Source organism: Bacillus sp. AM1(2019), from assembly GCF_009906915.1.
Lineage (GTDB): Bacteria > Bacillota > Bacilli > Bacillales > Bacillaceae > Bacillus > Bacillus velezensis.
This window is the reverse complement of record NZ_CP047644.1, coordinates 572,259-595,578: the sequence shown is the minus strand read 5'-3', so window position 1 is coordinate 595,578 and position 23,320 is coordinate 572,259. Positions and strand designations below refer to the sequence as shown.

Genomic DNA, 23,320 nt, shown 5'->3' with positions numbered 1-23,320 from the left:
GCGCTTTCCGCTATAATAAGATATCAACTGACATTTAAAAAGGTACAGTTAGGAATAAATACACATGTCAGAGGAGAACATCCGATGAAAAATATGATTTTCGCTTTCGGAAGCGACACCCCGAAATACAAACAAATTTACGAGCAATTTAAAACACTGATTGAGCAGGGAAATATTCAGGCAGATGAGCGGCTGCCTTCGATTCGGGAGCTGGCAGATTCCCTGCGGGTAAGCCGTAATACAACGCTGATGGCTTATGATCTTCTTTTAGCGGAGGGATACATTCGCGGAGAAACACGCAAAGGTTATTTTGTAAATGAAGTAGAACCTTCTATATTTCAAAAAGAAAACGATGTTGTTTACGCTGAAAAAACCGAATCAACTCAGCCGGTCCTGATTGATTTTCGCGCCGGAGCCGTCGATCAAAAGCATTTTCCTCTGAAAACATGGAGAAAATTATACAATCAAGTTTTGACATCAGAGAAAAGCTTCCTGTACGGTGAACCGTTCGGCGAGAGAGACCTGCGTGAACAAATTGCCGCTTATCTCTTGGAATCCCGCGGAGTGAAAACAGATGCGGATTCCATTATCATCGGCAGCAGCACGCAGCAGATGCTGATATATCTCAGTCGGATTCTGAAAGAGGATTTTTCGGGAATGATCGTTGAAGACCCGGGATTTGACGGTGCCAGAGCGGCTTTTCAATTTCACGGGCTATCTCTGGAAACGATGCCTGTCTATGAAAACGGAGCTGATTTTTCTCAATTACATGCAATGAAAGAAAAATTAATCTATGTGACCCCTTCCCATCACAGCCCTTACGGCGTAAGCATGTCCATTCAGCAGCGCCAAACTCTGATCAATTGGGTGAATCATAGAGAGGGTTATATTCTTGAGGATGATTATGACAGTGAATTCCGTTATACACAGCAGCCGTTTCCCGCTCTTGCTTCCATTCAATCAGACCGGGTGATTTATTTGGGGAATTTCTCAAAATCCTTTCTTCCGGGCATCCGCATAAGCTATATGGTTTTGCCGCAGCGCCTTTTGCACCGGTATAAAAAACGGTTTATTCATTTCGAAAGCACCGCTTCTTCGCTTAACCAGCTGACCATGGCTGAATTGATGAAGGCCGGTGAATGGACCCGCCATATTAAGCGCATGCGTATTGTTTACAGGCGCAAAATGCACCACTTGATTTCACATGTAAAGCAGCAGTTCGGCGATCATGTGACGATCATCGGCGAGCAGTCGGGATTGTATATATTGGTGAGAGTTCACCTGAACTATACAGAAGAAACATTAATCGAACGCGCTTTTCAGTACGGAGTGAAGGTATATCCTACCGCCGTTTATTTCGTTGCCGAAAAACCCGAACCGCCGATCATAAAGCTGGGTTTCGCCCATCTCGATACGGATCAGATCACACAGGGCGTACAGCTTTTGAGAAATGCTTGGCTGTCATGAAAGAAAAAAGGCGCCGAACGGCGCCTTTTTTTATTTCGTATTTCTTGTGAATTTCGGCAGTCCAAATATGATGGCGGCGATGCCGCAGATTCCGATGAAAACGGGATAGAAAGAGTATGGCAGGATGCTGACGGGTGAAATATTCCCGAATTTTCCGGCTGATAACAGCTGCGCGCCATAAGGAATCAATCCTTGAATCATGCACGAAAAGATATCCAGAATACTTGCCGATTTTCTGTTGTCGATGTTGAATTTATCAGCGATATTCTTTGCAATCGGCCCGGCTGCGATAATCGAGATCGTATTATTGGCCGCAGCCAGATTCGTCACGCTGACCAGTCCGGCAATGCCGGCTTCGGCGCCTTTTTTGGAACGGATTCGTTTCGTGATGAACTCCAGTAAAAAGTCGATCCCGCCGTTTTGTTTCATCACGCCGACCATCCCGCCGATCAGCATGGACAGGATGATCAGATCGCTCATTCCGGCAATTCCATCCGTAATCGCCTTAAAATAAGAATCAAACGTAAGGCTGCCGCACGCTAACCCTATGATTCCCGTCAAAATCAATCCGCCGAATATGACAGCCATCACATTAATACCGATTAACGCAAAAACCAACACGGCGATATAAGGAAGCACCTTAATCCAGCTGTAAGATGCAGTTCCCGTATGGACGGCGTGGCCTGCCGGAATAAAAAATAAGATAATAACAGTCACAATGGCAGCGGGTAAAACAATCAGAAAGTTCGTTTTGAATTTATCCCTCATTTGTGTTTTTTGCGTCCGGACTGCCGCGATGGTCGTATCGGAAATAAAAGAAAGATTATCTCCGAACATAGCTCCGCCGACCACAGCCGCAATCGGAATCGCGGCGGAGATGCCAAGCTCGCCGCTCAAACCCGCGCTGATCGGCGCAACCGCCGCAATCGTGCCCATTGATGTTCCCATCGATATAGAAATAAAACAGGCAATGATAAACAGCCCCGGCAGCAAAAACTGCTGCGGAATAACGCTCAAAGCAAGATTGACAGTTGAATGCACCGCTCCCATCGCTTCAGCCGCTGAAGCAAAGGCACCTGCCAATATAAAAATCATAACCATAATGATAATATCAGGATGTCCCGCACCGGAAGCGAACCATTCTATTTTTTGATTGAGCGATTTCTTCCGGTTAAATAACAGCGCAAAAGCTGACGCAATGATCGCGGCAATCAAGATCGGCAATTTATAAAAATCTCCGGTCACCAGACCAGAGCCGACAAAAAGCCCTACGAATAAGACTAAAGGCAATAACGCCCAAGGGTTCTTTTTATTGTTCATCTGGGTAAACCACCTCTTTTCAGCATTAAAGTCGCTAATCACAGTCTAAGCAACATTTCACACTTTAAAAGTCTGCAGTAAAAAAGTCAAGCTGAAAAAAGGATAAGTAATGATTGATAAGATAGAAAAGGCTGTTTTGTTTCCACTCGTTAGAAAATAAAAAAACCAAGGCTCGTTTCCCTTGGTACATTTCATGCGGCCCCGCGTCCGGGACACCTTCTCTTCATTCAGAAATACATTCAGCTTTCAATCTGTTTTTAAGTTTCGCTTCATTTTCAAGGATATCTTCGTAATCCTCAATCTTCCTGTTTAATCGTTTTATGGTTTCATCAATTTCCCTCTGTTTCTCCGTCAGCCTTTTCCTTTCATTTATCAGGATGTTTTTTCGGGGTTCGATTGTATGATCGGCTCCTTCAATAAATAAAGCGGTATATTCAATCAGCGCCTCAATCGACAGCCCGGCACTTCTCATGCATTTTATAAATTGAATCCAATTCACATCATCTTCGTCATAATCGCGGATGCCGCTTTCATCGCGTTTTACCGGAGGAATCAGTCCTATACTTTCATAATACCTAAGCGTCGCGGCTGATAACTCAACCTGCTTTGCAGCCTGCGCAATCTTCATATTCTTACCACCCATCCTTCATACCTTTCATAAGCGTCCATTATAGAATATCATTTCATAGAAAAATAAACCAAACCCCTTGACTTAAAGTCCGCTTTAACATTTAAAGTAAAACCGAACAGAGGATTCATCACTTTATCTTGGAAAGGAAGATAACCATGTGCAATAATCATCCGACTCGTGTATTAAGCGCTCCGCATGCAAAAGCTAAATTTGAGCGGACGACGATTGAGAGAAGAGCATTACGGCCGCACGATATCCTGATTGATATTAAGTACAGCGGGATTTGTCACTCAGACATCCACAGCGCATTCGATGAATGGGGCGGCGGAATCTTTCCGATGGTTCCCGGACACGAAATTGCCGGAGTTGTGGAAGCCGTGGGTGAAGAAGTCACCACATTTGCCGCCGGCGACCGTGTGGGTGTCGGCTGTTTTGTAGACTCCTGCGGGGAATGTGAATACTGCCTGAACGGAGACGAACAATATTGCACAAAAGGCGTTGTTCAGACTTATAATAACCTGGACTACGACGGAAATCCTACGTACGGCGGCTACAGCCAGAAAATAGTTGTCACTGACAGATTCGTTGTCCGGATTCCCGATCAGCTGAATTTGGATGCTGCCAGTCCGCTATTGTGCGCGGGCATTACCACCTATTCTCCGCTGAAACACTGGAATGCCGGTCCCGGCAAAAAAGTGGCGATTGTCGGAATGGGCGGGCTCGGACATTTAGCCGTTCAATTCGCGCACGCTTTAGGCGCAGAGGTCACCGTCCTCAGCCGCTCAATGAACAAAAAAGACGAAGCGCTTGAATTTGGAGCTGATCATTACTTTGCGACAAGCGATCCGAATACATTCACTGAGCTGGCCGGACGATTTGATCTTATTTTAAATACAGTATCCGCGAACCTTGACGTAGATGCCTACTTATCCCTGCTTCGCATTGACGGTACATTGGTAAATGTGGGAGCGCCCGCTAAGCCGGACTCATACAGTGTGTTCTCCTTAATCACGGGCCGCCGCAGCATTGCGGGTTCACTCGTCGGCGGTATTCCGCAGACTCAGGAGATGCTTGATTTCGCCGCCGAGCACGGCATTGCTCCTAAAATTGAAGTGATACCGGCCGATCAAGTTGACGAAGCGTACGAACGGGTTCTCCAAAGCGATGTCCGCTACCGTTTCGTTATTGATATTGCAACTTTATAATCGACATAAAAAAACATACCAATATTTGTTGGTATGTTTTTTTTCAGCGCAGATTATTTTTTATTTCAGCAGCCATCCGGGCACCGCTTTGATATAAACCAATTCGCCTATCAATTCAATGATCGTCTGTGTGACGATAACAGCAGCGGCTAATGAGGCCCAAGCATCCGGCAAAGCCAGCGCTAACGGAAGGACTGCGAGAGAATTCCTTGTGCCCGTGCTGAAGATCAATGCTCTTCCTTCACCTGTATCCAGACGGAACGCATATGCGATAAAACGGGAGACAAACGGCATAATGAGCAGGAATAGCAGATAGATCGGAATCACACGTATAATGATGTCAGCATCATTGATGACTTTGCCGATTTGTGTGGCGACGACCGCCAATAAGACCAGAGCCATAAAAGGAACAGGCAGCCACGCCGTCCATTCCAACACCTTTTCTCCCGCCGGCTTCTTATCAGCCCATAGTTGAGTCATCACCGCCGCCAGCAGCGGCACTGCTATTAACAATAAGAATGCCTCCAGAAACGGTCTTGCATGAACAGCCCCTATCACTTCTTTCCCGATAAACAGCCACAGGTATAACGGAAGCAATACCATCTGAACGGCGAACAAAACCGGCGTGGAAGCCAGTATTAATCTCTCATTTCCTTTGCCGAGCTGAGTAAAGACGATGACGTAATCAATACAAGGTGTAAGCAATACCAAACAAACCCCTGATAATATAGGTGGAGATTGAGGAAAAATGGCGGTTAACCCCCATACAACGACAGGTACAGCTAAGAAATTACCGATCAGTAAAGCCGCCATAAACTTGAGATTTGACATGGCTTCCCTCAGCTTCAAGAATGGAATTTGGGCAAACATGGCATACATGAGAACAGCGATAAGCGGTGATATCGTCCATCCCCAGCGAAGTCCTGAATCTTTCCCGGCGATCCCCGCTATTCCTCCGATCACAAGAGTCACACCATATATCCAAATTTGCTGTTTTTCTAATGTTTCTCTGGTTATTTTCATTGGCTGACACCTCTTCTCCGCCCATTATACCTTCTTTTCTGCCGCTCTTGCATTAAGGTCCTGCCGGAATCAAAAAACACCAAGGGTCTGTGACACTTGGTGTTTTTGGAACGCGGCCGAGAGATACGGATTGAGAACCGTTAATTCTTGTAAATAACCCTCTAAAAGTATTTTTGACGTACTGTTCCTTATCGAATAAAAGCATCCTCTTTCATTTCCAAAGCATCATCCAGCCATCTCGGGTGCATCGGCAAGAGATGTTCAGGTAATTCATGGATATCAAAATATCTGATTTCCATGGCTTCCTCTGTGGACTTTTTCAAAGTGCCGCCGATGATGTCACATTGAAAACAATTGGTAATAAAATGGCTGACTCTGCCGTCAGGGTATATAAAGGTTTGTGAACTCGGATCAGAATAAACGCCTATCATTTTAGAGACTTTCACCACTAATCCAGTTTCCTCTTCTATTTCTCTTATAATTGCTTGTTCAACTGTTTCACCAGGTTCCACATGTCCTGAAGGAATGCCCCATAAACCATTATCAGCACGCTTCATTAATAAAACGGAACTTGATTCTTTCATTATAATTCCAGCGACTCCGGCTTTCACTTGTTCTGTCCATTGGAAATCCGGTTTTTTCCGTACTTCTGCCTTTATTTCATTATCGAACAAGTCTTTCAGATCGCGGATCACAACATCCGGATTTCTAAAATCATGTTTTGCAGGAAATAAAGTATTTTGATCAGAAACTAATACGGAAGTTATGCCTATTTGGTTTGCTCCGACAATATCTGTTTCAGGCGTATCCCCGATCATAACGCATCTCTCTTTATCCTCAAAAGGCTCTAGTACTTTTTCAAATATTGAAGACGCCGGTTTTCCAATTATCATCGGCTCTTTAGCAGCTGCTGTTTTAACAGCCGCGACTATAGCGCCTGTCGCGGGAGCTGGTCCGTTAGCGGCAGGAAATGTTTTATCCCCGTTTGCAGCGATAAATGAAGCTCCGCAACGGATGAGGTTTACTGCCTTATGCACATCCTGAAATGTAATATTTTGATCCCATCCAATGACAACAGCCTCCGCCTGATCTTCCGTAAGATCAATACCGGCCTTTTGAATTTCACTTTTAAGTTGGTCATTTCCCAATATATATGCCTTCTTTATTCCTTCACTGACAAGGTAATCAGCTGTTGCCCACCCCGCAGTAACGACTTCATCAATACTTGCTGAAATCCCCAGTTTATGAAGGCATTTCACAATCGTTTCTCTTGTAACACAAGGATCATTCGTTAAAAAGCGAATGGCTTTCTTTTCTTCACGGAGTCGTTTTAAAGAGGCCACAGCTCCTGGTAAAGCTTTATCTCCTATATATATCACTCCGTCTAAATCAAATAAAAATACATCATAATTCTTGGAGATCATCATAACACTCCTTAAGCGGTTGTCTCTTGGTTAATAGTTGAGCGATACGCAAAATGATTTGTAGGGCCTTGTCCTTTCCCGATTCCTAAGGGATGTTTAATGGCTGCTGAAATGAATTCCTTTCCAGTTGCCACTGATTCCGGTATGCTGTGCTGCTTTGCCAGCTCTGCAGTTATCACAGCTGAAAACGTACATCCTGTTCCATGAGTATGCTTTGTATCAAAGCGGGGAGAAACAAATTCCTCGAAGTCCTCGTCAAAGTACAAAATATCACGGGCTTCTCCATTCAGGTGCCCCCCTTTTACGACAGCACTTTTCGCCCCGTATACCTCCACCATTTCTTTCGCCGCATCACGCATCTGCTGTACAGTCTCGATTGATTTGCCGATGATTACTTCCGCTTCCGGAATGTTCGGTGTAATAACAGTTGTTTGGGGTATTAATAATTTCTTCAAATGATCAATGGCGTCCTTATGGAGCAGATGATGTCCGCTTTTAGCAATCATAACCGGATCCATCACATACGATTGAATATTTGCGTCTTTTAACTTTTCTGCCAGCAATTCAATAATTCCTATACTTGCAAGCATACCGGTTTTGACAGCATCAGGTTTTATATCATCCATGACACAGTCTATTTGCTGAGATATATTCTGAAGAGACATCTCCTCAAAACTTTTCACACCAAGTGTGTTTTGTGCAACAACTGATGTAATAACAGCCATTCCATATACCTTTTGTTCCTGAAATGTTTTTAAATCCGCATGAATTCCCGCCCCTCCGGAAGGATCAGTCCCAGCAATCGAAAGCGCTTTATAAATATCCGTCAATTTACACTCCTCCTTCAGGCAGGTTTCACTGCTTTAAAAATGACAAAAGGCGGATATTCCTTTTCACATTTCCAATTATTAAATTGAAACTCTTTCTCTATGGCTTTTACATGCTCTTGGTCAATATCGTTTAACGTTGGTTCTGATAAAGTTACATTTTCAAAACCTGCATGAGTTAATAGTTTATAATACATTGACTTCGGCCAATGAAAATCATTTAAAATTAAATCTGCTTGTCCCGGAACATGGAGCCATTCATTTCTTTCTTCTCCGTAAGAATATTCTTTCCCCGGTATTCCATTGCGGAAGGTTGAAAATTCAATTCCGGTTGAATCAGGATTCGTATCGAGTATGACAAATGAAGCTCCTGGTTTTAACACACGAAAAATTTCATTTATGATACCTTTGATACGCTGGTCACTATCCGTATTAATAAAAACATAACAGGCCATTGCAGCATCAACCGAGTGATCTGGTAAGAAGGAAAGATTATCGTGTTCAATTAAATGATAGTCCACATGAGGATGTTGTCTTTTTGCCTTTGCTATATCTAACATCTTCCTTGATTCATCGACTGCGATCACATTGCAGCCTATTCTGTCAGCCAGCCTATAAGCTACCTTTCCCGGACCGCATCCGAAATCGAGCACCTTTTTAATCTCCGCTTTATCAAAAGTACGAAAAACAAACTCAAAACCTAACGTTTGTTCTAAAACGTCATTATAAGCATCGAATTTACCAGCAACACTGTCTTCTTTCCATGAAGTTTTCATTGAATTTCCTCCTTTTGCTCAATTGAGAAATAATGAAACCACTTATTCCTGACGAAAAATTGATATATAGGAAGTAAACTTTGAAATAGAGAATGATCCATATCCCGTTTATATGCAATATGCTGGTATATACTGAAAAGGAAAAGAATCTGTTTCCAGTAATCAGGTAAATCAAGCATTTCAATATCGTTTTTTGTCATAGAAATTTGATCTTTCCTAAGTAATTCTTCATACTTTAAGACTGTTTCAATGGACGGCCAGTTATTTCCCTCAGGCATTTTCGGAAATTCAAATTCCCGAATATCATGGTGATTTTCAGCTTCCTCAAGCACCGTTTTCGCCCATTCATGATCTGAATCATAAATATGGATTGATCCCGCATTATGAAAATATTCTCCGACTTCTAAACGCAGTTCTCTGGCCATTAATTCCTGCATGAAGGTAAATGAGAAAAGATCACTGATCATCCCGCGAAAAGCATCATTTGCACGCATGACAGAAGACATGTATAATTCGCCTTCCCTCACAAAAAACTGCAAACCGATTGTGCAGGAAACATCTATATTTTCTGAAACGAAGAGTTCCGAAGCATCGAATATTTGAATAAATGCCCTTTTTGAATCAATATCTTCTTGTGTCAAAAGATTTTTTATTCTATTCCATTGATTTAGTTTTGCATTTCCGAATTCAAATATTTTAGGCCCATACGCAGTGCCTGTTAATGTTTTTTTATTCATTGAATATGAAGGCATTTTTTTATTGTAATAACTGATAAAATCTAAGTCGTTACTCCCCGATAAATACCATAACACTTCAGCAAAATTAAACACGATATTGGTTTTTCTTGAGGATAAATAAGTGACACGTTCTATTGGATTTTCCAGAGTCAGATGGTAGTTCAATTGTTCTCTGCTTTTTTGTCCGCGCGGTGAATTGAGAAATTCAGGGTTGTGATAGATGTCATACAGCGTTTCCGTATATGCTTCATGAAAAGTTCTCTTTCTCATTGAGATTCCGCCTTATATGCTGCAAAGATATTTTTAATGTTCTCTAATAAATCATCTGTATCTTTATAGCTGATGTACTCAACATCCGCCACTGCATTTAACCCTTGAATTAAGAAAGCATAATCCTTGTCCTTTTCTAGAAATAGCACGATCTTTTTTTTCAAGGCAGAAGCCCATCCAATTTCTATATGTGTTCCGGGAGAAGCGGGTGATCCGGGGAATGCTGCAAAAAGGTCGCAAGTGCTTATTTCATCAAAATCAATTTTAGTGCATTGAAGGGGTGTCATGAAATCCTTCCCCCACCCTTCCCGCTTGTGAGCATTATGAACCAGCCATCCTTCATTCTCAAAAAAGGAAATTAATGATTCCAGCTTTCCCCTCTCATACGTACTCATCAATCCAGTTTTCTCATCTACTAAACTTTTAAAAGGCCCTGCCAGAAAAACTTTTTTCGTCGCCACTTCATATCACCCTTTCAAAATAAATAAAGCCACTTTCCTCTATGGAAAGTGGCTTAAATATAGATAAGATAAAGAATCTCTCTAATTTTTCACTTCCCTACGCTGGTATTAACCAAATCAGGTTCAAAGGGTCAGGACGTATTGTCTCTTCTCAGCTATTAAAGCTCCCCTAGTGACTTTTTATAAATATTTACTTTAATTCTATGCTATTCCATATAAATAGTCAAACAATGACCGGCAAAAAGCGCTGCGGATATCACTGGGATTCCCCTTCAATATTGCAGCTTACCCACTAGTTTTAAAACCTTCCGGCCTCTTTTTTCCTGCCAACGAATAAGGTCACGGCAACACTCGCTGAACTGACCAAAGTCCCCAGAACGGCAGCAAGAATTGTCAAAAAGCCATGGGGAATCAGAAATCCAATCGGAATGAGGCCCGCAAACGTGAGAACGATAAAACATTGATAGACGCCGGATATGATTCTCACAACCAAGCTGCTAAAAAAGGACATGACGAATGGCGGAATGAACAAACATAAAATGATTCCGAGTGAGATCAATAAAATCATAGGCTCGTCAAAAGAAATGACACGATCGCCGGGAGACTCTTCAGCCGCCGCGAATACAGCAAATATAGACATCATCAGCGTAAGAAAAACAAGAAAAAACCTTTTCAGCAACGTTATGACTCCTTTTTATAAAAACGGGTATCCTTTTTTTTAAGACGATAACCATTTTATGTTATCAAATGAAATAATATGAAGTCAATTGATGAATGAATAACGTAATAAACGGCTTGCTGCTGTGTCGGTCTTATATCAGGAGGAAAAACAATCCGTACAGAATCTATATTGGTTTTCTCGATGTGTTTCATCAGTTTGACGGCATCATTGGTTCTTACGGCTGAAACCCCGAATATCAGTTCAACATCTTCAAATTTTCGCTGATTAACATACTCAATGATCTGAAGGCGCTCATCTATGCTGAGTGGATGCTGTTCACCAGTCGTGCCGCATATGAGAACGAATGGATACCGCTGTTTTTCAAATGTTCGACAATAGGATCAAATCCTGCTGAATATAAACGTTCATCTTCATGAAAAGGCGTAGGGATAGCAATAAAATTTGCATGAGAATGTCCTCCAAGTACATATTCTTGAATATCTGCAGAGTATCATATAACACTGTCTGACATTTAAAAAGGTACAGTTTCAGATAACTTAACATGTCAGATGTAAAGGCCGACACACAAAAAAAGCAGGCAAAGAGAGCCTGCTTCATTGCTTCGTCTTACAGCGGCCCATTCCCCGGATGGCTTGACAAATATGAGTAATAAGGCAAACTGATATAAAAATTGTGCTAATGAGGCGGGGTTAATAATTTTAGATTTAAAAGGTGAAACGCACATGGATCATCTTGTGGGAATGCTGTATTCTGCCGTTAATGAAAATGACAGCCGCTTAATATCCATTGTGTCAGACATGTCACAGCAGGAGATCGATTATAAAGGACCAAATCATCAACCATTCAATGGGGAATATGGCATATGGCAGACCATAATAGATATCATCAAGCTCATATTCATCAGCTTCGCAAATGGTATGAAGAGAAACAGAAACTTGGCAGTTAAAGCCTTATTAGGAGGAGCAAGGATAAATTCATTACAAATGTCTATTTTCACTGACTGCCAATCAATTAAAATGGTCAGACAAAAAATCGCTATTACATTTGCAACGTATCTTAATCCGGCCGGCGCAGTTGTTTTCAGCATAATAAAAAAAAGACCGCTTTCCCCTCTTCTTCAACGTAACTGACATCATCATCTTCATTTTTCTTAACATAGGTTCAGCAAATCGTTCCTCGGTATATTCCACACATTGTTTTCAAATGCAGGTGCAATTCTCCCTGAAACAGCAAATGGTTGTTTGGTTTATTGAATTCTTTCATATTAAATGGAGTCATTTTAATGATCATATCAGTCTCCTTCCAAACGAGATTGCATTTACCCATTATTTGTTATTCTGCAACTGAATCATTATCTTTTATATCAGGAATTCTTACAAAAAAGTAAGGTGAGTGTAAGGTATCCGCATTTATTCGATATGCAGTGTTCACTAGAATAAGAAGTATAAAAGGAGTGATGAAGAATGAAAAATATGAGCATTTTCATTATTATATTAGGCTGCCTATCGGTTTTCATATTAGGAGGCTGCGCTGATCAAGGCGCCGTGCTGGAAAGCGATTATTACGTACAAATTCACGGAAAAGCGGAAAAAAACAAAAATAATAGCAACTACGTTTACAATTTAGAAGGGTATAACGAGAAAGGTAAGAAAAAGATGGTTTCTTTCTTTGTTGAAAAGCCTTATCAAGAAGGTGACATTGTACGCGTTCCGAGGAGCTATGAGGGTTATACCGGAGGATCTGAAGCTATTAAGGCCGAGAAACTGCCTGAAAAGATCAAAGACCGATTCAACATTGTGAAATAACAGCGAGTTGAGCAGATATTTAAGTCTGCTCTCAATTTTTTACGACAGGTTCATTCGAATGCAAAATGCAGGATGGCTCCTTGGGCCACTTCTACATAAAAGATTGTGCAAATTAAGCACACCCTCCCCATTTTCTTTTTTTTGGCTGGTTACAACTATCGGAAGTGACATTGACAATTCTTCTATGGTCCCAAGTAATTAATGAACTCTATAGTGGGCGGATACGTATACGGCGGGGTTTGCAGTTTTTTAACTTCTTGTTATTTGAGCTATTTCGACTTTTACTTGAAAGAATTAAATTAGAGAGTCTGAACGAGGAGTGAAGCACGCGCTCCATGTGAATCCATTTAGTTCAAACTGAATATGCGCGGACTAAAATAGTTGCACTGATGGACGTATTCAACACAAAAAAGAGCAGGAAACCCGTAAGTTACTGCTCTCCTCAGTCTATCCGCCGTTCATTTGTTTTACAATGTATTCAGCATCATTTCCTACACCTTGAAGCAGCGCTGAACCTCGCCTATGCTGCCAAGGCAAACCAATAAAGTACAATCCTTCTACAGCTGAAACACCCCGGTGATGTATAATTCGGCCTTCCTTATCCAAAACGCCTTCTATTTTCATCCAACAAAGCGGATTCTTAAAACCAGTTGCCCAAATGATATTGTTTACTTCTAATGAAGATGAATCTTTAAAAATGATTTCATTTTGCTTTCCGGCTATGACTCTTTGTTTTAAGATGATCTTCTTCTGTCTTATTGCATGTTTTAATTCATACCCAAATATGGGGTCGCCTTTCTTTTGAATGAACTTGCCTACTATTGATGTATGACTTGCATGTAAAACTCCTAATTTATCAAACCACCAAAAGATGCTTCTTTTTCCAATCCATAAAGGGAAATAAGCCGGTTTATTACTGCAAGCCAAATATGTAACTCTTTCTTTGGATAATTCAACAGCTATCTGAGCCCCGCTATTCCCGCCGCCGACTACCAGTACATTCCCAGGCGCCAGTTGTTTTGAATGTTTATATTGTGAAGAATGTAATTGATGAATATGATCGGCTACATCCCTTGATATTGATGGAATGTTAGGGGTATGAAAAGGACCTGCGGCCATCACAAGATTCTTCGTTTGATATTCTTCCCGGTTTGTTTTTATTAAGAAATCGTTCTTTAATTTTTGGACACTTATTACTTCTGTCCGTAATTGGATCGGGATATCAAATCTTTCTACATATTTTTTCAGATAAGCAGCAATTTCATTTTTTGAAGGGAGTCCATGCTTGTCTCCTTCAAGAGGCATTCCAGGCAAAGAGCTGTACATTCGAGAAGTAAATAAAACCAATGAGTCATACCGCTTGTTCCAGCTTTCTCCCACTTCATGACTTTTATCCAAAATGATAAACTTTTGTTTCGACTTCTTTAGATAATATCCTACTGAGATTCCTGCCTGACCGGCTCCGATTACTATCGTGTCGTACATATGAATCCCCCTCCGGTTTTATCTTAATTGTCAGCAGACAAGTGAGTCCCTATTTCCTCCTTTAATGATGATGATGGTCACGCGGATTCTCAGTTTGGGCCTGACAAAGAATCGTATTGTCGTGATTATGCGCTGCTGTTTCCATTTGAATGGTTACATGTGTAATGCCTTTATCTCCAAGTTCATGTTCAATTTTGCGTAAAATACTTTCACTTTCAGAAATGGTCATTTGATCGTTAACAACAGCGTGGCAGGAAAGAGCATTCAATCCGCTTGTGATAGACCATATGTGCAAGTCATGAATGCTTTGAATTCCTTCTGTCTCTTCAATTGTATGAATGATGTCAGTGACATCGATATTTTCCGGAGTTCCTTCCATTAATACGTGAATGGAGTCTTTCGTCACATGGTAACCGCTTCTCAGAACAAGAATAGCCACAATGACACTGGCCGCTGGATCTGCCCAGCTCCACCCGAAGAAGATGATAAGAATCGCAGCCAGTATGGCACCTACAGATCCGAGCATGTCACTTATCACATGTAAGTAAGCCCCTCTTATGTTCAGGTTATTCTTTGTATCTCCGCCGTTCAGCATAATCCAAGCGACCAATATATTCACAGCTAACCCGATGATACTAATCGTCAGCATGCCGGTTGTTGCTACCTCCGGCGGATGAGAGAAACGTTTGATTGCTTCATAAATGATATAAAGGGAAATCACTATTAATGCAACACCGTTTATCACAGCTGCGAGAATCTCAAATCGTTTGTAGCCGAATGTCTTATGATGACTTGCCTTTTTTTCGGCCAATTTAAAAGCAATCAGAGCAACCATTAATGAGATCGAGTCACTCAGCATATGGCCTGCATCTGACAAAAGCGCTAAACTATTGGTTAAAAATCCGCCTATCGCTTCTATTATCATATAACCTGTAATCACGATAAAAGAGATCAATAAAACCTTCTTATTGGACCCGCCAGCGTGATTGTGATTGTGACCCATAAAAATCTCCTCCTTATCTCATACACTGCATTTATTATTTCTTTTCTGTTATGAAGCATTCTAACATGGACACAAAAATAACCGTATATGATTATGTGCTCATATATGAATATATAGGTTCTTTACTGAAATGTCAAAATATTTTCAATGAAAATGTCCAATACTTTATATTGCTCTTAATCAATGATTGCTATGAAGCCGCGGATTACAGTAATTACTTCAGGCGCAGACAATTTAGAAAAATCGCTGCACTTCTATGGGGATGACTTGGGTCTGCCTACAGAAGGAACAGCCGGTACAGATTTGAACATGGCGCAGAATTCGTTTGGAATCCGCATTGAGATATAAGTGAATAACTGCATTTCAGAAATGAAAACAACAATAAAAACACACCTGAATGTTCTGGTGTGTTCCAATAATAATGTTTAGAATGCAAACGCAGCATTTTATTTTGTTTCCCAAAACGATCAAACTATTTATACGATGGCGGGATGCTTTGCGGAAAACGGAATACATTTTCGGGATCGTATTTCGCCTTTATTCTTTGAAGCCTTGCAAAGTTTGAGCCATAATATGCTTTTCCGAAGTTCTCGATATTTTGATCCGGAACATTCACATATGAACCTGTTACATATGGTTTCATCAGCTGACGCACTCTTTCAACTGATGCAAGATTCGAAGCTTCTTGTGATTTATTTTTCCAACTAGCCGTCCATTCCGTATAAAACAATGGCCGGCGCCAATAGAAGGCTGTTTCACTGCTTGGAACTCTGCTTATCGCGCCGCCCCAATTGATAAAAAAGAAATTGGTTTCTGTCCCAGTCGCTTTTTCTAAAAATTGTCTCATTACTGCAATAGGTTCTTCCGGCCAAAGATTGAGCGCCCACGCCGAGGAGAATTTAACACTCTGATCAGATCTGCCGGGAATCGGTTCGTCAGGATCTAAGAAATCTATACAATCCGGGTAGTATAGTGTTTTGATTACTGTTTGTGCCGGCGTTCCGGCATTTAATAAAGGTTTTAATAATTGAACCAGCTCTGGTTTTGAACCCAGGAACAATCCTTCCGCATGGCACAAGCCATTTACTTTGCTGTAAATCTCAAGGTAGCATCCTAATCGTTCGTCTGTAAACGGCGCCCATTTTTGCCACGCTTTAAATACCGTTTCTAACTGTTCCCACGGCCAAATAATATTAAAGACGGTTGCGGTTTTAGGGGCACGATGAACTTTGAACGTATATTGGGTGTTATATCCGAAATTGCCTCCCCCGCCGCCTCTGGAAGCCCACAGTAAATCTTCATTGCGGGATTGATTTGCTTGAATAATCCTGCCTTTGGCATCTACCATTTTCAATGCGAGAAGGTTATCGCTTATCAGGCCGATCGATCGGGAAAGCACTCCAAATCCGCCTCCCATCGTGATTCCTCCGATTCCGACGGTTGGACTGTCTCCGAACGGGGCCATAAAACCTTCCCGAGCTAAACCTTTTACAAGCGGGCCGACGTGAATGCCGGTTTGAACGGTTGCTACCGCGTTTTTTTCATCTAAGAAAACTTTATTCATTTCACTCACATCAATAACAATCCCATCACTTACCGTGGAAAGATTTTTATCCAGAGCATGGCGGCCGCTTCTGACACGCATAGGCACATTCTTCTCACGAGCCCATTTAATAGCATTACTTACATCGTATGAATTTTGTGCAAAAACAAAGACAAGCGGACAGACATCAACATAAGGGTTCCAATTCTTAACCGCCTGTGTATAGCCGGGGTCCCCTTTGAAGATGACGCGTCCTGTTAACTGTGCTGATCCCATCTATTTCACTCCCAATAAGCATTTGATTCCGATACCAGTATATGTAGGAATTGGACAAATTCTTAGACAGATGATCTGCAAACTTAAAAATAGATACCTATACGCGAAGATGATATAAAAACAAAAAAAGACAAGAGCGGCAAGCTGCCGAAACTCTTGTCTCTCCTGCCTTTTTGTCATATAGGCACTTACATTTATTGGCGTGATATCCCGACCTAACTATGGAAGTCCATAGAAAATTATGTTTGCCCTGCCATGCGTGGTTCTGCTGAGACACCGGCTGAGCAACCTTTCTGCTTGATCGCCCGACAAGAATCTTTTTCTTTATCGTTTTTGCACCCCTGTACGGGTAAAATCAATACACATTGAATCTTATCATTTACATGATGAAAAGCTCTTATTTTTTCTTCTTGTGCTTACGTTTGCAATCATGTTTTTTCTCTTTCTTATGACGTTTTTTACATTTCGCTTTTGCTGCTAATTTTGCCGCTTTTACCTTTGCTTCTGCTGCTCGGGCTCTTGCTTCTTCCGCTCTTGCTATTGCCTCTTCCGCTCTGGCTCTCGCTTCTGCTTCTCTTGCTGCTTCCGCTCTTGCTTCGTCGTCCGCCATATCAAAATCATGGCCAAGGTCACAGGCTTCGTTGTATGGCTTTTTCTTCTGAACGTACTGTTGATCTTCACCTTCGTTATAATACATTACGCCACTCCTTCTCGCATTTTTTAATCTCTTCATACTATGTAAATAAAAAACCCCAGCTTGGACTATTATGTTGATGAACCGGCACATTTTAGGGCAATTTTCATTTTTCGATACAACAGATTCTGGATGCTTGATGAAACTTAAATGATTTATGATAAGCAGCGTAAAAAGAGAGACTGCGAAAAAGGATGCTGCGCGCTGCAGCATCCTTCTGTACCAACTTTTTGTGTTTTTGACTTTTAGTTTGCTTGCTGTGTTTGTTTTACTGGTTCTTTACTAAAAAGTCCGACAATGTTCCACAAGATAATTGCAGCAGCTATGATTAAACGAGCCGTACTGACTTCTTGGTTAGTAAACAATTTATAGCCATATATTGATCCCAATGCTGCTATGCAAAAAATATTGAACCATTTACTCCAACGCAATTAGAAAACTCCTTATTAAATAATTACATTTTCAAACAATGTATTATAATATTAACAAATTTTTCAATATTTAACCTTGAATTTTTCTTAATTGTCGTTCAAGTAAAAATCATTATTACTATTTTGTTTTTTCCTTGAAGAACGAGTACCTTACCTCTTCACCCTCCACAACCATTAATCAAAGTACGGGATTATCAGTATATTGTTCCCTGATTGTTATACAGCGCATTTCCTTTCATAAGCTTTTTAATCCCTTCGGTGTAATAAGGCAATCGTTGACTTGCCTGTTCAATATCAACCCATTCTATTTTCAATATTTCTTGAGCATTTTTAATTCCTTCTTTCCCTCCTGTAACTTTTGCTTCAAATGTAAAAAATATGGCGTGATGATTTCTCTTTATAAATTTCGCTTCATTAACAGCTAGTATATTCCCAATTTCAACTTCCAGCCCTGTTTCTTCATATACCTCACGTACAGCTGCTTCTATTAGATTTTCATTAAGCTCAACTTTTCCGCCTGGAAGTGACCAATGCCCCTCATGATTATCTACCATTACTATCTGATTGAACTCATTTCTAATCAATGCGTATACAACTTTAACTTCTTCCATATGACTCTCCTTTACTAAAAATATTTTTTAACCGCTTATTTATTTTCTATATATTTACTATAAAGAATATAAAGGGATATAACAGCTGTTTTTTTGTAATACATCAAACTTACAACCGTTCAAGCGCATCATTTGTATCGTTTTAGAACCTTTTTTAAAAACGACAGTCTATTGAGCAGAGCAAATAAGAGTAAACTTTAAAAATAAAAGAGAACATAAAAAATACCAAAGGCTGTTACACCCTTGGTATCATTGAGATGCAGCCGGGAGGACTTACGCTTCATGGGTTTTTCAACCACAGGAGCCTCGCACTGCTTTTAAACATAAGATACTATTCCCTACTTCCAAGCGACCATATCACCACCGGAATTAATAATAACGATAATATCCCTCCGCCAAGTGATAATGTCAGGTAATTGGCACCTGCTACGACCATTCCGGACAAGGCTCCGCCGGCGGCTCCGGACAACGCAATCAAAACATCCACAGTACCTTGGGTTTTAGCCCGTGTTGACGTTTCAGTTGAATCAACAATCAGTGCCGTTCCGCTTATCAAACCAAAATTCCATCCTAACCCGAGCAAAGACAGAGCAATGACCATAAGAATCATAGAATCTCCCGGTGCAAATGCCGATATGAGCCCTGCCAAAAGCAGCGTCATTCCGGAAGATACAGCCATTACAGTACGGCCTAATTTATCCGCAAGCACACCTGTCACCAAAGAAGGGAGATACATGGCGCCTATATGAAAACCGATAACAAGACCTACCGCTCCTAAGCCATGGCCGTGATGTCTCATATGGACCGGTGTCATTGTCATAATAGCAGTCATTACAATTTGAGTAAGAATCATAACCGCCGCACCCGCAATAATACCTTTTTTGTTCTCTGTGTGTTCGTCGGCGGGCACTTGTCCTCTATCATCAGGTGTTTGGCCGGCCATTTCTATTGTTCTTGCTATGACTAAAGGGTCAGGACGTAGCATGATGAAAAGAGTAACACCTGCCAACATATATGCTGCCGCCGCTAAAATGAATGGACCCGCCAGTGACGGAACACCAATGGAGCGAGCGAAGTTCCCCATTACATTCACTAAATTCGGGCCTGCAACGGCACCGAATGTGGTAAAAACCATAGTCATACTGACAGCAGTCGCCCGCTGTTTATGATTTGCCAAGTCCGTACCCGCATAACGGGCCTGCAGATTTGTCGCTGTTCCCGCACCATAAATAATCAAAGAAGCAAACAGCAGAAACACACTATTTAAAATAGCCGCAATGATGACTCCTATCGCTCCCAGTCCGCCAATCATAAATCCGGCTGAAAGACCTGTCCGGCGGCCGTAACGCTGAGAAAGCCTCCCCACAAATAACGCGGCGCCTGCTGATCCTAAGGTAAATAAAGCAGAGGGCACACCGGCAAACGCATCTGTACCAAGCATTTGCTGTGCAATAAGCGCACCGACAGTCACTCCGGCCGCCAACCCTGCGCCGCCGAAAATTTGTGAAAGACTGACGACAAACAAAGTACGCTTATATAATCTTTTTTGTTTATCAGGAGAACCTATGAATTGCTCCAATAATGCCGATTGAGTATCTGACCCTTTTGCACTGTCTTTGTGAAGCATAATCCGACCTGCCTTTCTATAACCTCCAACAGATTTGGATTATCATAACACGCACAAAAAAACCATACAATATAATAATTGTATGGCGGACAATATTAGATATGCTCATCCAGCAGGCGTTTAAGAATCAGCAGTCCCTGCTCAAGCTCCCCAAGCGTTTTCGGTGCACAGACAGACACCCTTACAGCCCTTTCCGGACAACTGTTCCCGACGACAAAACGTTCAGCCGCGTATACTTGCACTCCATGCTGTGCGGCTGATTTTTCAAATGCAGCACCTGTCATATTTCCGGGTAACAGTAACCATCGAAAGATTCCCGTCTCAGCACCTGCACACGTATAGCCGGTTAAATATTGATCGACCATTTTGTTTCTGCGAATAGTCTGTTCACGATGACTGTCAATTAAGATTTCAAATTGATTCGTTACGATCGTCCGTGCAGTGAGTTCTGCTAACAGCGGGGAAACGGTTATATTTAAATTGTAAAGCGCCTTTGAAATCGGCTCCTTATATTGACTCGGGACGGAGACATACGCCATCCTTAACCCTGGTGCCAGTGATTTTGATAAACCGGCAATGTGAATGACCTGTTCCGGTGCAAATGATGCGATGGCCGGAAGCGGATTCTTGCCAAGAAGATGGTACGAGGCATCTTCAATAATGAATTGGTTATATTTTTTTGCAATTTTCGCGATCATTTTTCGATTCTCAACAGACATAAAGGACGCTGTCGGATTATGATAATCCGGGATGAGGTAGATGCCTTTAATATTTTCATTTTTACACGCATATTCAAATGAGGCAGGGCTCATCTCATTGTTCTCTGATTTGATCGGCACAATCTGCACACTCAGCATCGAAGCGGCAGTTTTCAAGCCTGGGTATGTATGGTGATCAACTCCAATGCGGTCTCCTGGTTTACAAAGACTCGCCAATGCCGCGGCAATCGCATTTTGCCCGCCGTTTGCAAATAAAATGTGATCAACGGACGTTTCAAATCCGCCTCTTCGAATCAGCTTAACAGCCGCATCTTTCTGCCAAAGACTTTCACCCGTCCGGCCATAGCCAAACCACTTTTCATAATCTTCCTCTTGCAGCATACTTTTCAGCTGGAGCAGCAGCGGCTCATAAGAAGCCTGATCCGGAAGCGTCGCCCCCATTTCAATCAGATGCTTCGGCTTTGTATCTTCCAGCAGATACGCATTCGATAACGCATCATAAGCAACAAAAGTCCCGCTCCCGACAGAGGCACTCAGCAGACCCTTTAACTCGCAGACTTTAAAAGCCTTTGAAATGGTACTTACATTTAAATCCAAAAAATCAGCCAGTTCTCTCTGAGGAGGCAGTTTGGTTCCGGGTAATAAAACTTCTTGTAATATATCCTGTTCTAATTTCTCTGCAATCGCTTTATAAATGGGTTTTTCCGTTTTATCAATCGCCGGCTTCCAGCTCATCGGATAGTTTTCAAAAGAATTGATCGGCATGATATGCATCCTTTTTCATTCAATTATATGATCACACCGTTTATAAAACAATTTTCACTTACCAGACGCAAAAGTTGACATAAAAAAAAGCCAAAGGCGGTTAAACCTTTGGCATGATTGATACGCCGGGAAAAATTGAACTTTCATCAGAGATATCAATGATGAGAAGAGCTTTTCTGTACGACACTCTTTATCTTCACTCTTTATCTCGATTTGTATTCCTTGATGTTCCCGTTTCCTTAGTTAGAAGAAAGATCACTAACGACATCTAATAATACATTGACACCTGCAGCCAAGTCATGATCTTTCGTGTATTCTTCAGGATTATGGCTGATCCCCTCTATACTTGGAACGAAAATCATAGCCGTCGGACAGATGCGGGCCATCATTTGTGCATCGTGCCCGGCACCGGATGTCATCCGTTTTGATTCCAGTCCCCGTTTATTTGCAGCCCGCTCAATTAATGCAACAATGTTTTTATCAAATACAACGGGATTGAAACGGACTAATTGTTCAGATGTGATAGATACGTTTTCAGCCTCTTCCAAATCTTTCAGGTAATCGGCCAGTGCTGATTCTTCTTCTTGAAGTCTCTTTTCGTCCGGATCTCGCAAATCAACTGTAAGTGCTGCCAATGATGGAATGACATTGATAGCATTTGGCTCAAAACTGATTGTTCCGACCGTGGCGACAGTTTGGCCGTTAGACATATTGGCACGTTTGCGCAAATACGTTATGATTTGTGCGGCTGCATGCCCGGCATCCTGACGCATATCAGTCGGAGTTGTCCCGGCATGATTTGAAACGCCTTGAACCGTTATACGCTGCCAGGAAATCCCTTGCAAATTCTCAACGGCACCGACCGGAATGCCTGTTTTGTCTAAAATCGGCCCCTGCTCAACATGAAGCTCAATAAAGGCGTGCGGTGTTAAAAAGCCGGGCTTTTCTGTTCCCTCATATCCTATACGCTTAAGTTCTTCACCCAGTTTCGTCCCATCCGTACCGCGGGTCTGAAGCGCCTTTTCTAAAGAAAGTCCTCCGGCGAATACGAGTGATCCCATCATATCTGGAGTATATCGCACACCTTCCTCATTGGTAAAAGCCGCAATGACAATCGGACGCTCCGGTTTGAAGCCGGACTCCTTTAAAGTGTTTATGACTTCAAGTCCCGAAATAACCCCGTAACATCCATCGTAAATACCCGCGTTGATGACCGTGTCGATATGAGAGCCGATCATAATGGGCGCATCATTATTCTGATCAGAACCGTACCATACCCCGAAAATATTTCCGATTTTATCAATCATAACCTCTAAGCCTGCTTTTTTCATCCATGTTACCAATAAGTCCCGTCCCGCCTTATCTTCATCGGAAGCAGCTAACCTTGTGAGTCTGTCATTGCGGTCACGTCCGATTTCACCAAGCTCCTTAAGACGGCTGAGTAAACGTTCAGAATTCATGTAAAGGTTCACATGTTCAGATGCCATTTTGCATTCCTCCCTGTACTGAGTCAATCGCTTCATTGATATAACAATAAT

The 23,320-nt window shown here is 41.8% G+C and carries 22 protein-coding genes, 2 pseudogenes and 1 riboswitch; of the genes and pseudogenes, 4 read left to right on the top strand and 20 right to left on the bottom strand.

Features of this window, described 5'->3' with window-relative positions; genetic code table 11:
• Positions 1-84: 84 nt before the first annotated feature.
• The gene (gene pdxR, locus GNE05_RS03165; RefSeq protein ID WP_160182426.1) at positions 85-1,467 is read left to right on the top strand and encodes a MocR-like pyridoxine biosynthesis transcription factor PdxR; all 1,383 of its coding nucleotides are present in this window, start codon (positions 85-87) and stop codon (positions 1,465-1,467) included.
• A gap of 30 nt (positions 1,468-1,497) precedes the next feature.
• On the opposite strand, the gene GNE05_RS03160 is transcribed toward pdxR, so the two are convergent.
• Both GNE05_RS03160 and GNE05_RS03155 read right to left on the bottom strand, forming a co-directional pair.
• On the bottom strand, positions 1,498-2,787 hold the full coding sequence (locus GNE05_RS03160; protein WP_160182425.1) for a Na+/H+ antiporter NhaC family protein: 1,290 nt from the start codon (positions 2,785-2,787) through the stop codon (positions 1,498-1,500).
• 223 nt (positions 2,788-3,010) lie between these two features.
• Positions 3,011-3,415, bottom strand: a complete 405-nt coding sequence (locus GNE05_RS03155) for a MerR family transcriptional regulator (protein ID WP_007409338.1) — start codon at positions 3,413-3,415, stop codon at positions 3,011-3,013.
• Positions 3,416-3,573: 158 nt separating this feature from the next.
• Here GNE05_RS03155 and GNE05_RS03150 point away from each other — a divergent pair, with 158 nt between their 5' ends.
• Entirely contained in the window at positions 3,574-4,623 is a 1,050-nt protein-coding gene (locus GNE05_RS03150; protein WP_160182424.1) for an NAD(P)-dependent alcohol dehydrogenase, read from the top strand.
• A gap of 60 nt (positions 4,624-4,683) precedes the next feature.
• Here the strand turns inward: GNE05_RS03150 and GNE05_RS03145 are convergent, their stop codons facing one another.
• From GNE05_RS03145 to GNE05_RS21170, 8 genes are all read right to left on the bottom strand, one after another.
• Positions 4,684-5,646 carry an arsenic resistance protein gene (locus GNE05_RS03145; RefSeq protein WP_156735879.1) on the bottom strand — a complete coding sequence of 321 codons (963 nt, stop codon included), beginning with the start codon at positions 5,644-5,646 and terminating at the stop codon, positions 4,684-4,686.
• A gap of 188 nt (positions 5,647-5,834) precedes the next feature.
• A complete protein-coding gene (locus GNE05_RS03140; protein ID WP_042893846.1) occupies positions 5,835-7,073 on the bottom strand; it encodes an HAD-IIA family hydrolase in 1,239 nt (412 codons plus the stop codon).
• Between the two features lie 8 nt (positions 7,074-7,081).
• Positions 7,082-7,900, bottom strand: coding sequence for a bifunctional hydroxymethylpyrimidine kinase/phosphomethylpyrimidine kinase (gene thiD, locus GNE05_RS03135; RefSeq protein WP_021495048.1), 819 nt, complete (start codon positions 7,898-7,900; stop codon positions 7,082-7,084).
• Between the two features lie 14 nt (positions 7,901-7,914).
• A complete protein-coding gene (locus GNE05_RS03130; protein ID WP_014417013.1) occupies positions 7,915-8,673 on the bottom strand; it encodes a class I SAM-dependent methyltransferase in 759 nt (252 codons plus the stop codon).
• Complete coding sequence (locus tag GNE05_RS03125; RefSeq protein ID WP_021495049.1) at positions 8,670-9,680, bottom strand: thymidylate synthase; 1,011 nt, start codon at positions 9,678-9,680, stop codon at positions 8,670-8,672. The genes GNE05_RS03130 and GNE05_RS03125 overlap by 4 nt, the downstream gene beginning before the upstream one ends.
• Positions 9,677-10,141 (bottom strand): TIR domain-containing protein, encoded by a 465-nt coding sequence (locus GNE05_RS03120; protein ID WP_014417011.1) that lies wholly within the window; start codon positions 10,139-10,141, stop codon positions 9,677-9,679. Before GNE05_RS03120 ends, GNE05_RS03125 begins: the two co-directional genes overlap by 4 nt.
• A 77-nt stretch (positions 10,142-10,218) precedes the next feature.
• Positions 10,219-10,322: riboswitch (TPP riboswitch) on the bottom strand.
• Positions 10,323-10,439: 117 nt separating this feature from the next.
• Positions 10,440-10,820: a hypothetical protein gene (locus GNE05_RS03115; RefSeq protein ID WP_014417010.1), complete on the bottom strand. Its 381-nt coding sequence runs from the start codon at positions 10,818-10,820 to the stop codon at positions 10,440-10,442.
• A 56-nt stretch (positions 10,821-10,876) separates the two neighbouring features.
• A complete protein-coding gene (locus GNE05_RS21170) occupies positions 10,877-11,104 on the bottom strand; it encodes a beta/alpha barrel domain-containing protein (RefSeq protein WP_236654844.1) in 228 nt (75 codons plus the stop codon).
• 441 nt (positions 11,105-11,545) lie between these two features.
• On the opposite strand from GNE05_RS21170, the pseudogene GNE05_RS03105 reads away from it, so the two are divergent.
• Positions 11,546-11,769: pseudogene (locus tag GNE05_RS03105) on the top strand (hypothetical protein).
• A 91-nt stretch (positions 11,770-11,860) separates the two neighbouring features.
• On the opposite strand, the pseudogene GNE05_RS21165 reads toward GNE05_RS03105, so the two are convergent.
• A pseudogene (locus tag GNE05_RS21165) lies at positions 11,861-12,113 on the bottom strand (GNAT family N-acetyltransferase); the annotation flags it as partial.
• A 173-nt stretch (positions 12,114-12,286) separates the two neighbouring features.
• On the opposite strand from GNE05_RS21165, the gene GNE05_RS03100 reads away from it, so the two are divergent.
• The gene (locus GNE05_RS03100) at positions 12,287-12,628 is read left to right on the top strand and encodes a YxeA family protein (RefSeq protein ID WP_014417007.1); all 342 of its coding nucleotides are present in this window, start codon (positions 12,287-12,289) and stop codon (positions 12,626-12,628) included.
• Positions 12,629-13,075: 447 nt separating this feature from the next.
• Here the strand turns inward: GNE05_RS03100 and GNE05_RS03095 are convergent, their stop codons facing one another.
• The 9 genes from GNE05_RS03095 to GNE05_RS03055 all read right to left on the bottom strand — a co-directional run bounded on the left by GNE05_RS03095 (position 13,076) and on the right by GNE05_RS03055 (position 23,269).
• Complete coding sequence (locus GNE05_RS03095) at positions 13,076-14,113, bottom strand: flavin-containing monooxygenase (protein WP_160182423.1); 1,038 nt, start codon at positions 14,111-14,113, stop codon at positions 13,076-13,078.
• Between the two features lie 61 nt (positions 14,114-14,174).
• Positions 14,175-15,116, bottom strand: coding sequence for a cation diffusion facilitator family transporter (locus tag GNE05_RS03090; RefSeq protein WP_160182422.1), 942 nt, complete (start codon positions 15,114-15,116; stop codon positions 14,175-14,177).
• A gap of 472 nt (positions 15,117-15,588) precedes the next feature.
• Positions 15,589-16,935 carry an FAD-binding oxidoreductase gene (locus GNE05_RS03085; protein WP_160182421.1) on the bottom strand — a complete coding sequence of 449 codons (1,347 nt, stop codon included), beginning with the start codon at positions 16,933-16,935 and terminating at the stop codon, positions 15,589-15,591.
• A 397-nt stretch (positions 16,936-17,332) separates the two neighbouring features.
• Entirely contained in the window at positions 17,333-17,632 is a 300-nt protein-coding gene (locus tag GNE05_RS03080) for a hypothetical protein (protein WP_017419202.1), read from the bottom strand.
• 242 nt (positions 17,633-17,874) lie between these two features.
• On the bottom strand, positions 17,875-18,060 hold the full coding sequence (locus GNE05_RS03075; RefSeq protein ID WP_017419203.1) for a hypothetical protein: 186 nt from the start codon (positions 18,058-18,060) through the stop codon (positions 17,875-17,877).
• Positions 18,061-18,254: 194 nt separating this feature from the next.
• Entirely contained in the window at positions 18,255-18,671 is a 417-nt protein-coding gene (locus tag GNE05_RS03070; protein ID WP_061861889.1) for an NUDIX hydrolase, read from the bottom strand.
• 331 nt (positions 18,672-19,002) lie between these two features.
• Positions 19,003-20,301 (bottom strand): MFS transporter, encoded by a 1,299-nt coding sequence (locus tag GNE05_RS03065; RefSeq protein ID WP_088056320.1) that lies wholly within the window; start codon positions 20,299-20,301, stop codon positions 19,003-19,005.
• A 92-nt stretch (positions 20,302-20,393) separates the two neighbouring features.
• Positions 20,394-21,782, bottom strand: coding sequence for an aminotransferase-like domain-containing protein (locus GNE05_RS03060; RefSeq protein WP_160182420.1), 1,389 nt, complete (start codon positions 21,780-21,782; stop codon positions 20,394-20,396).
• 239 nt (positions 21,783-22,021) lie between these two features.
• Positions 22,022-23,269 carry a Zn-dependent hydrolase gene (locus tag GNE05_RS03055; RefSeq protein ID WP_022552648.1) on the bottom strand — a complete coding sequence of 416 codons (1,248 nt, stop codon included), beginning with the start codon at positions 23,267-23,269 and terminating at the stop codon, positions 22,022-22,024.
• Positions 23,270-23,320: the final 51 nt, after the last annotated feature.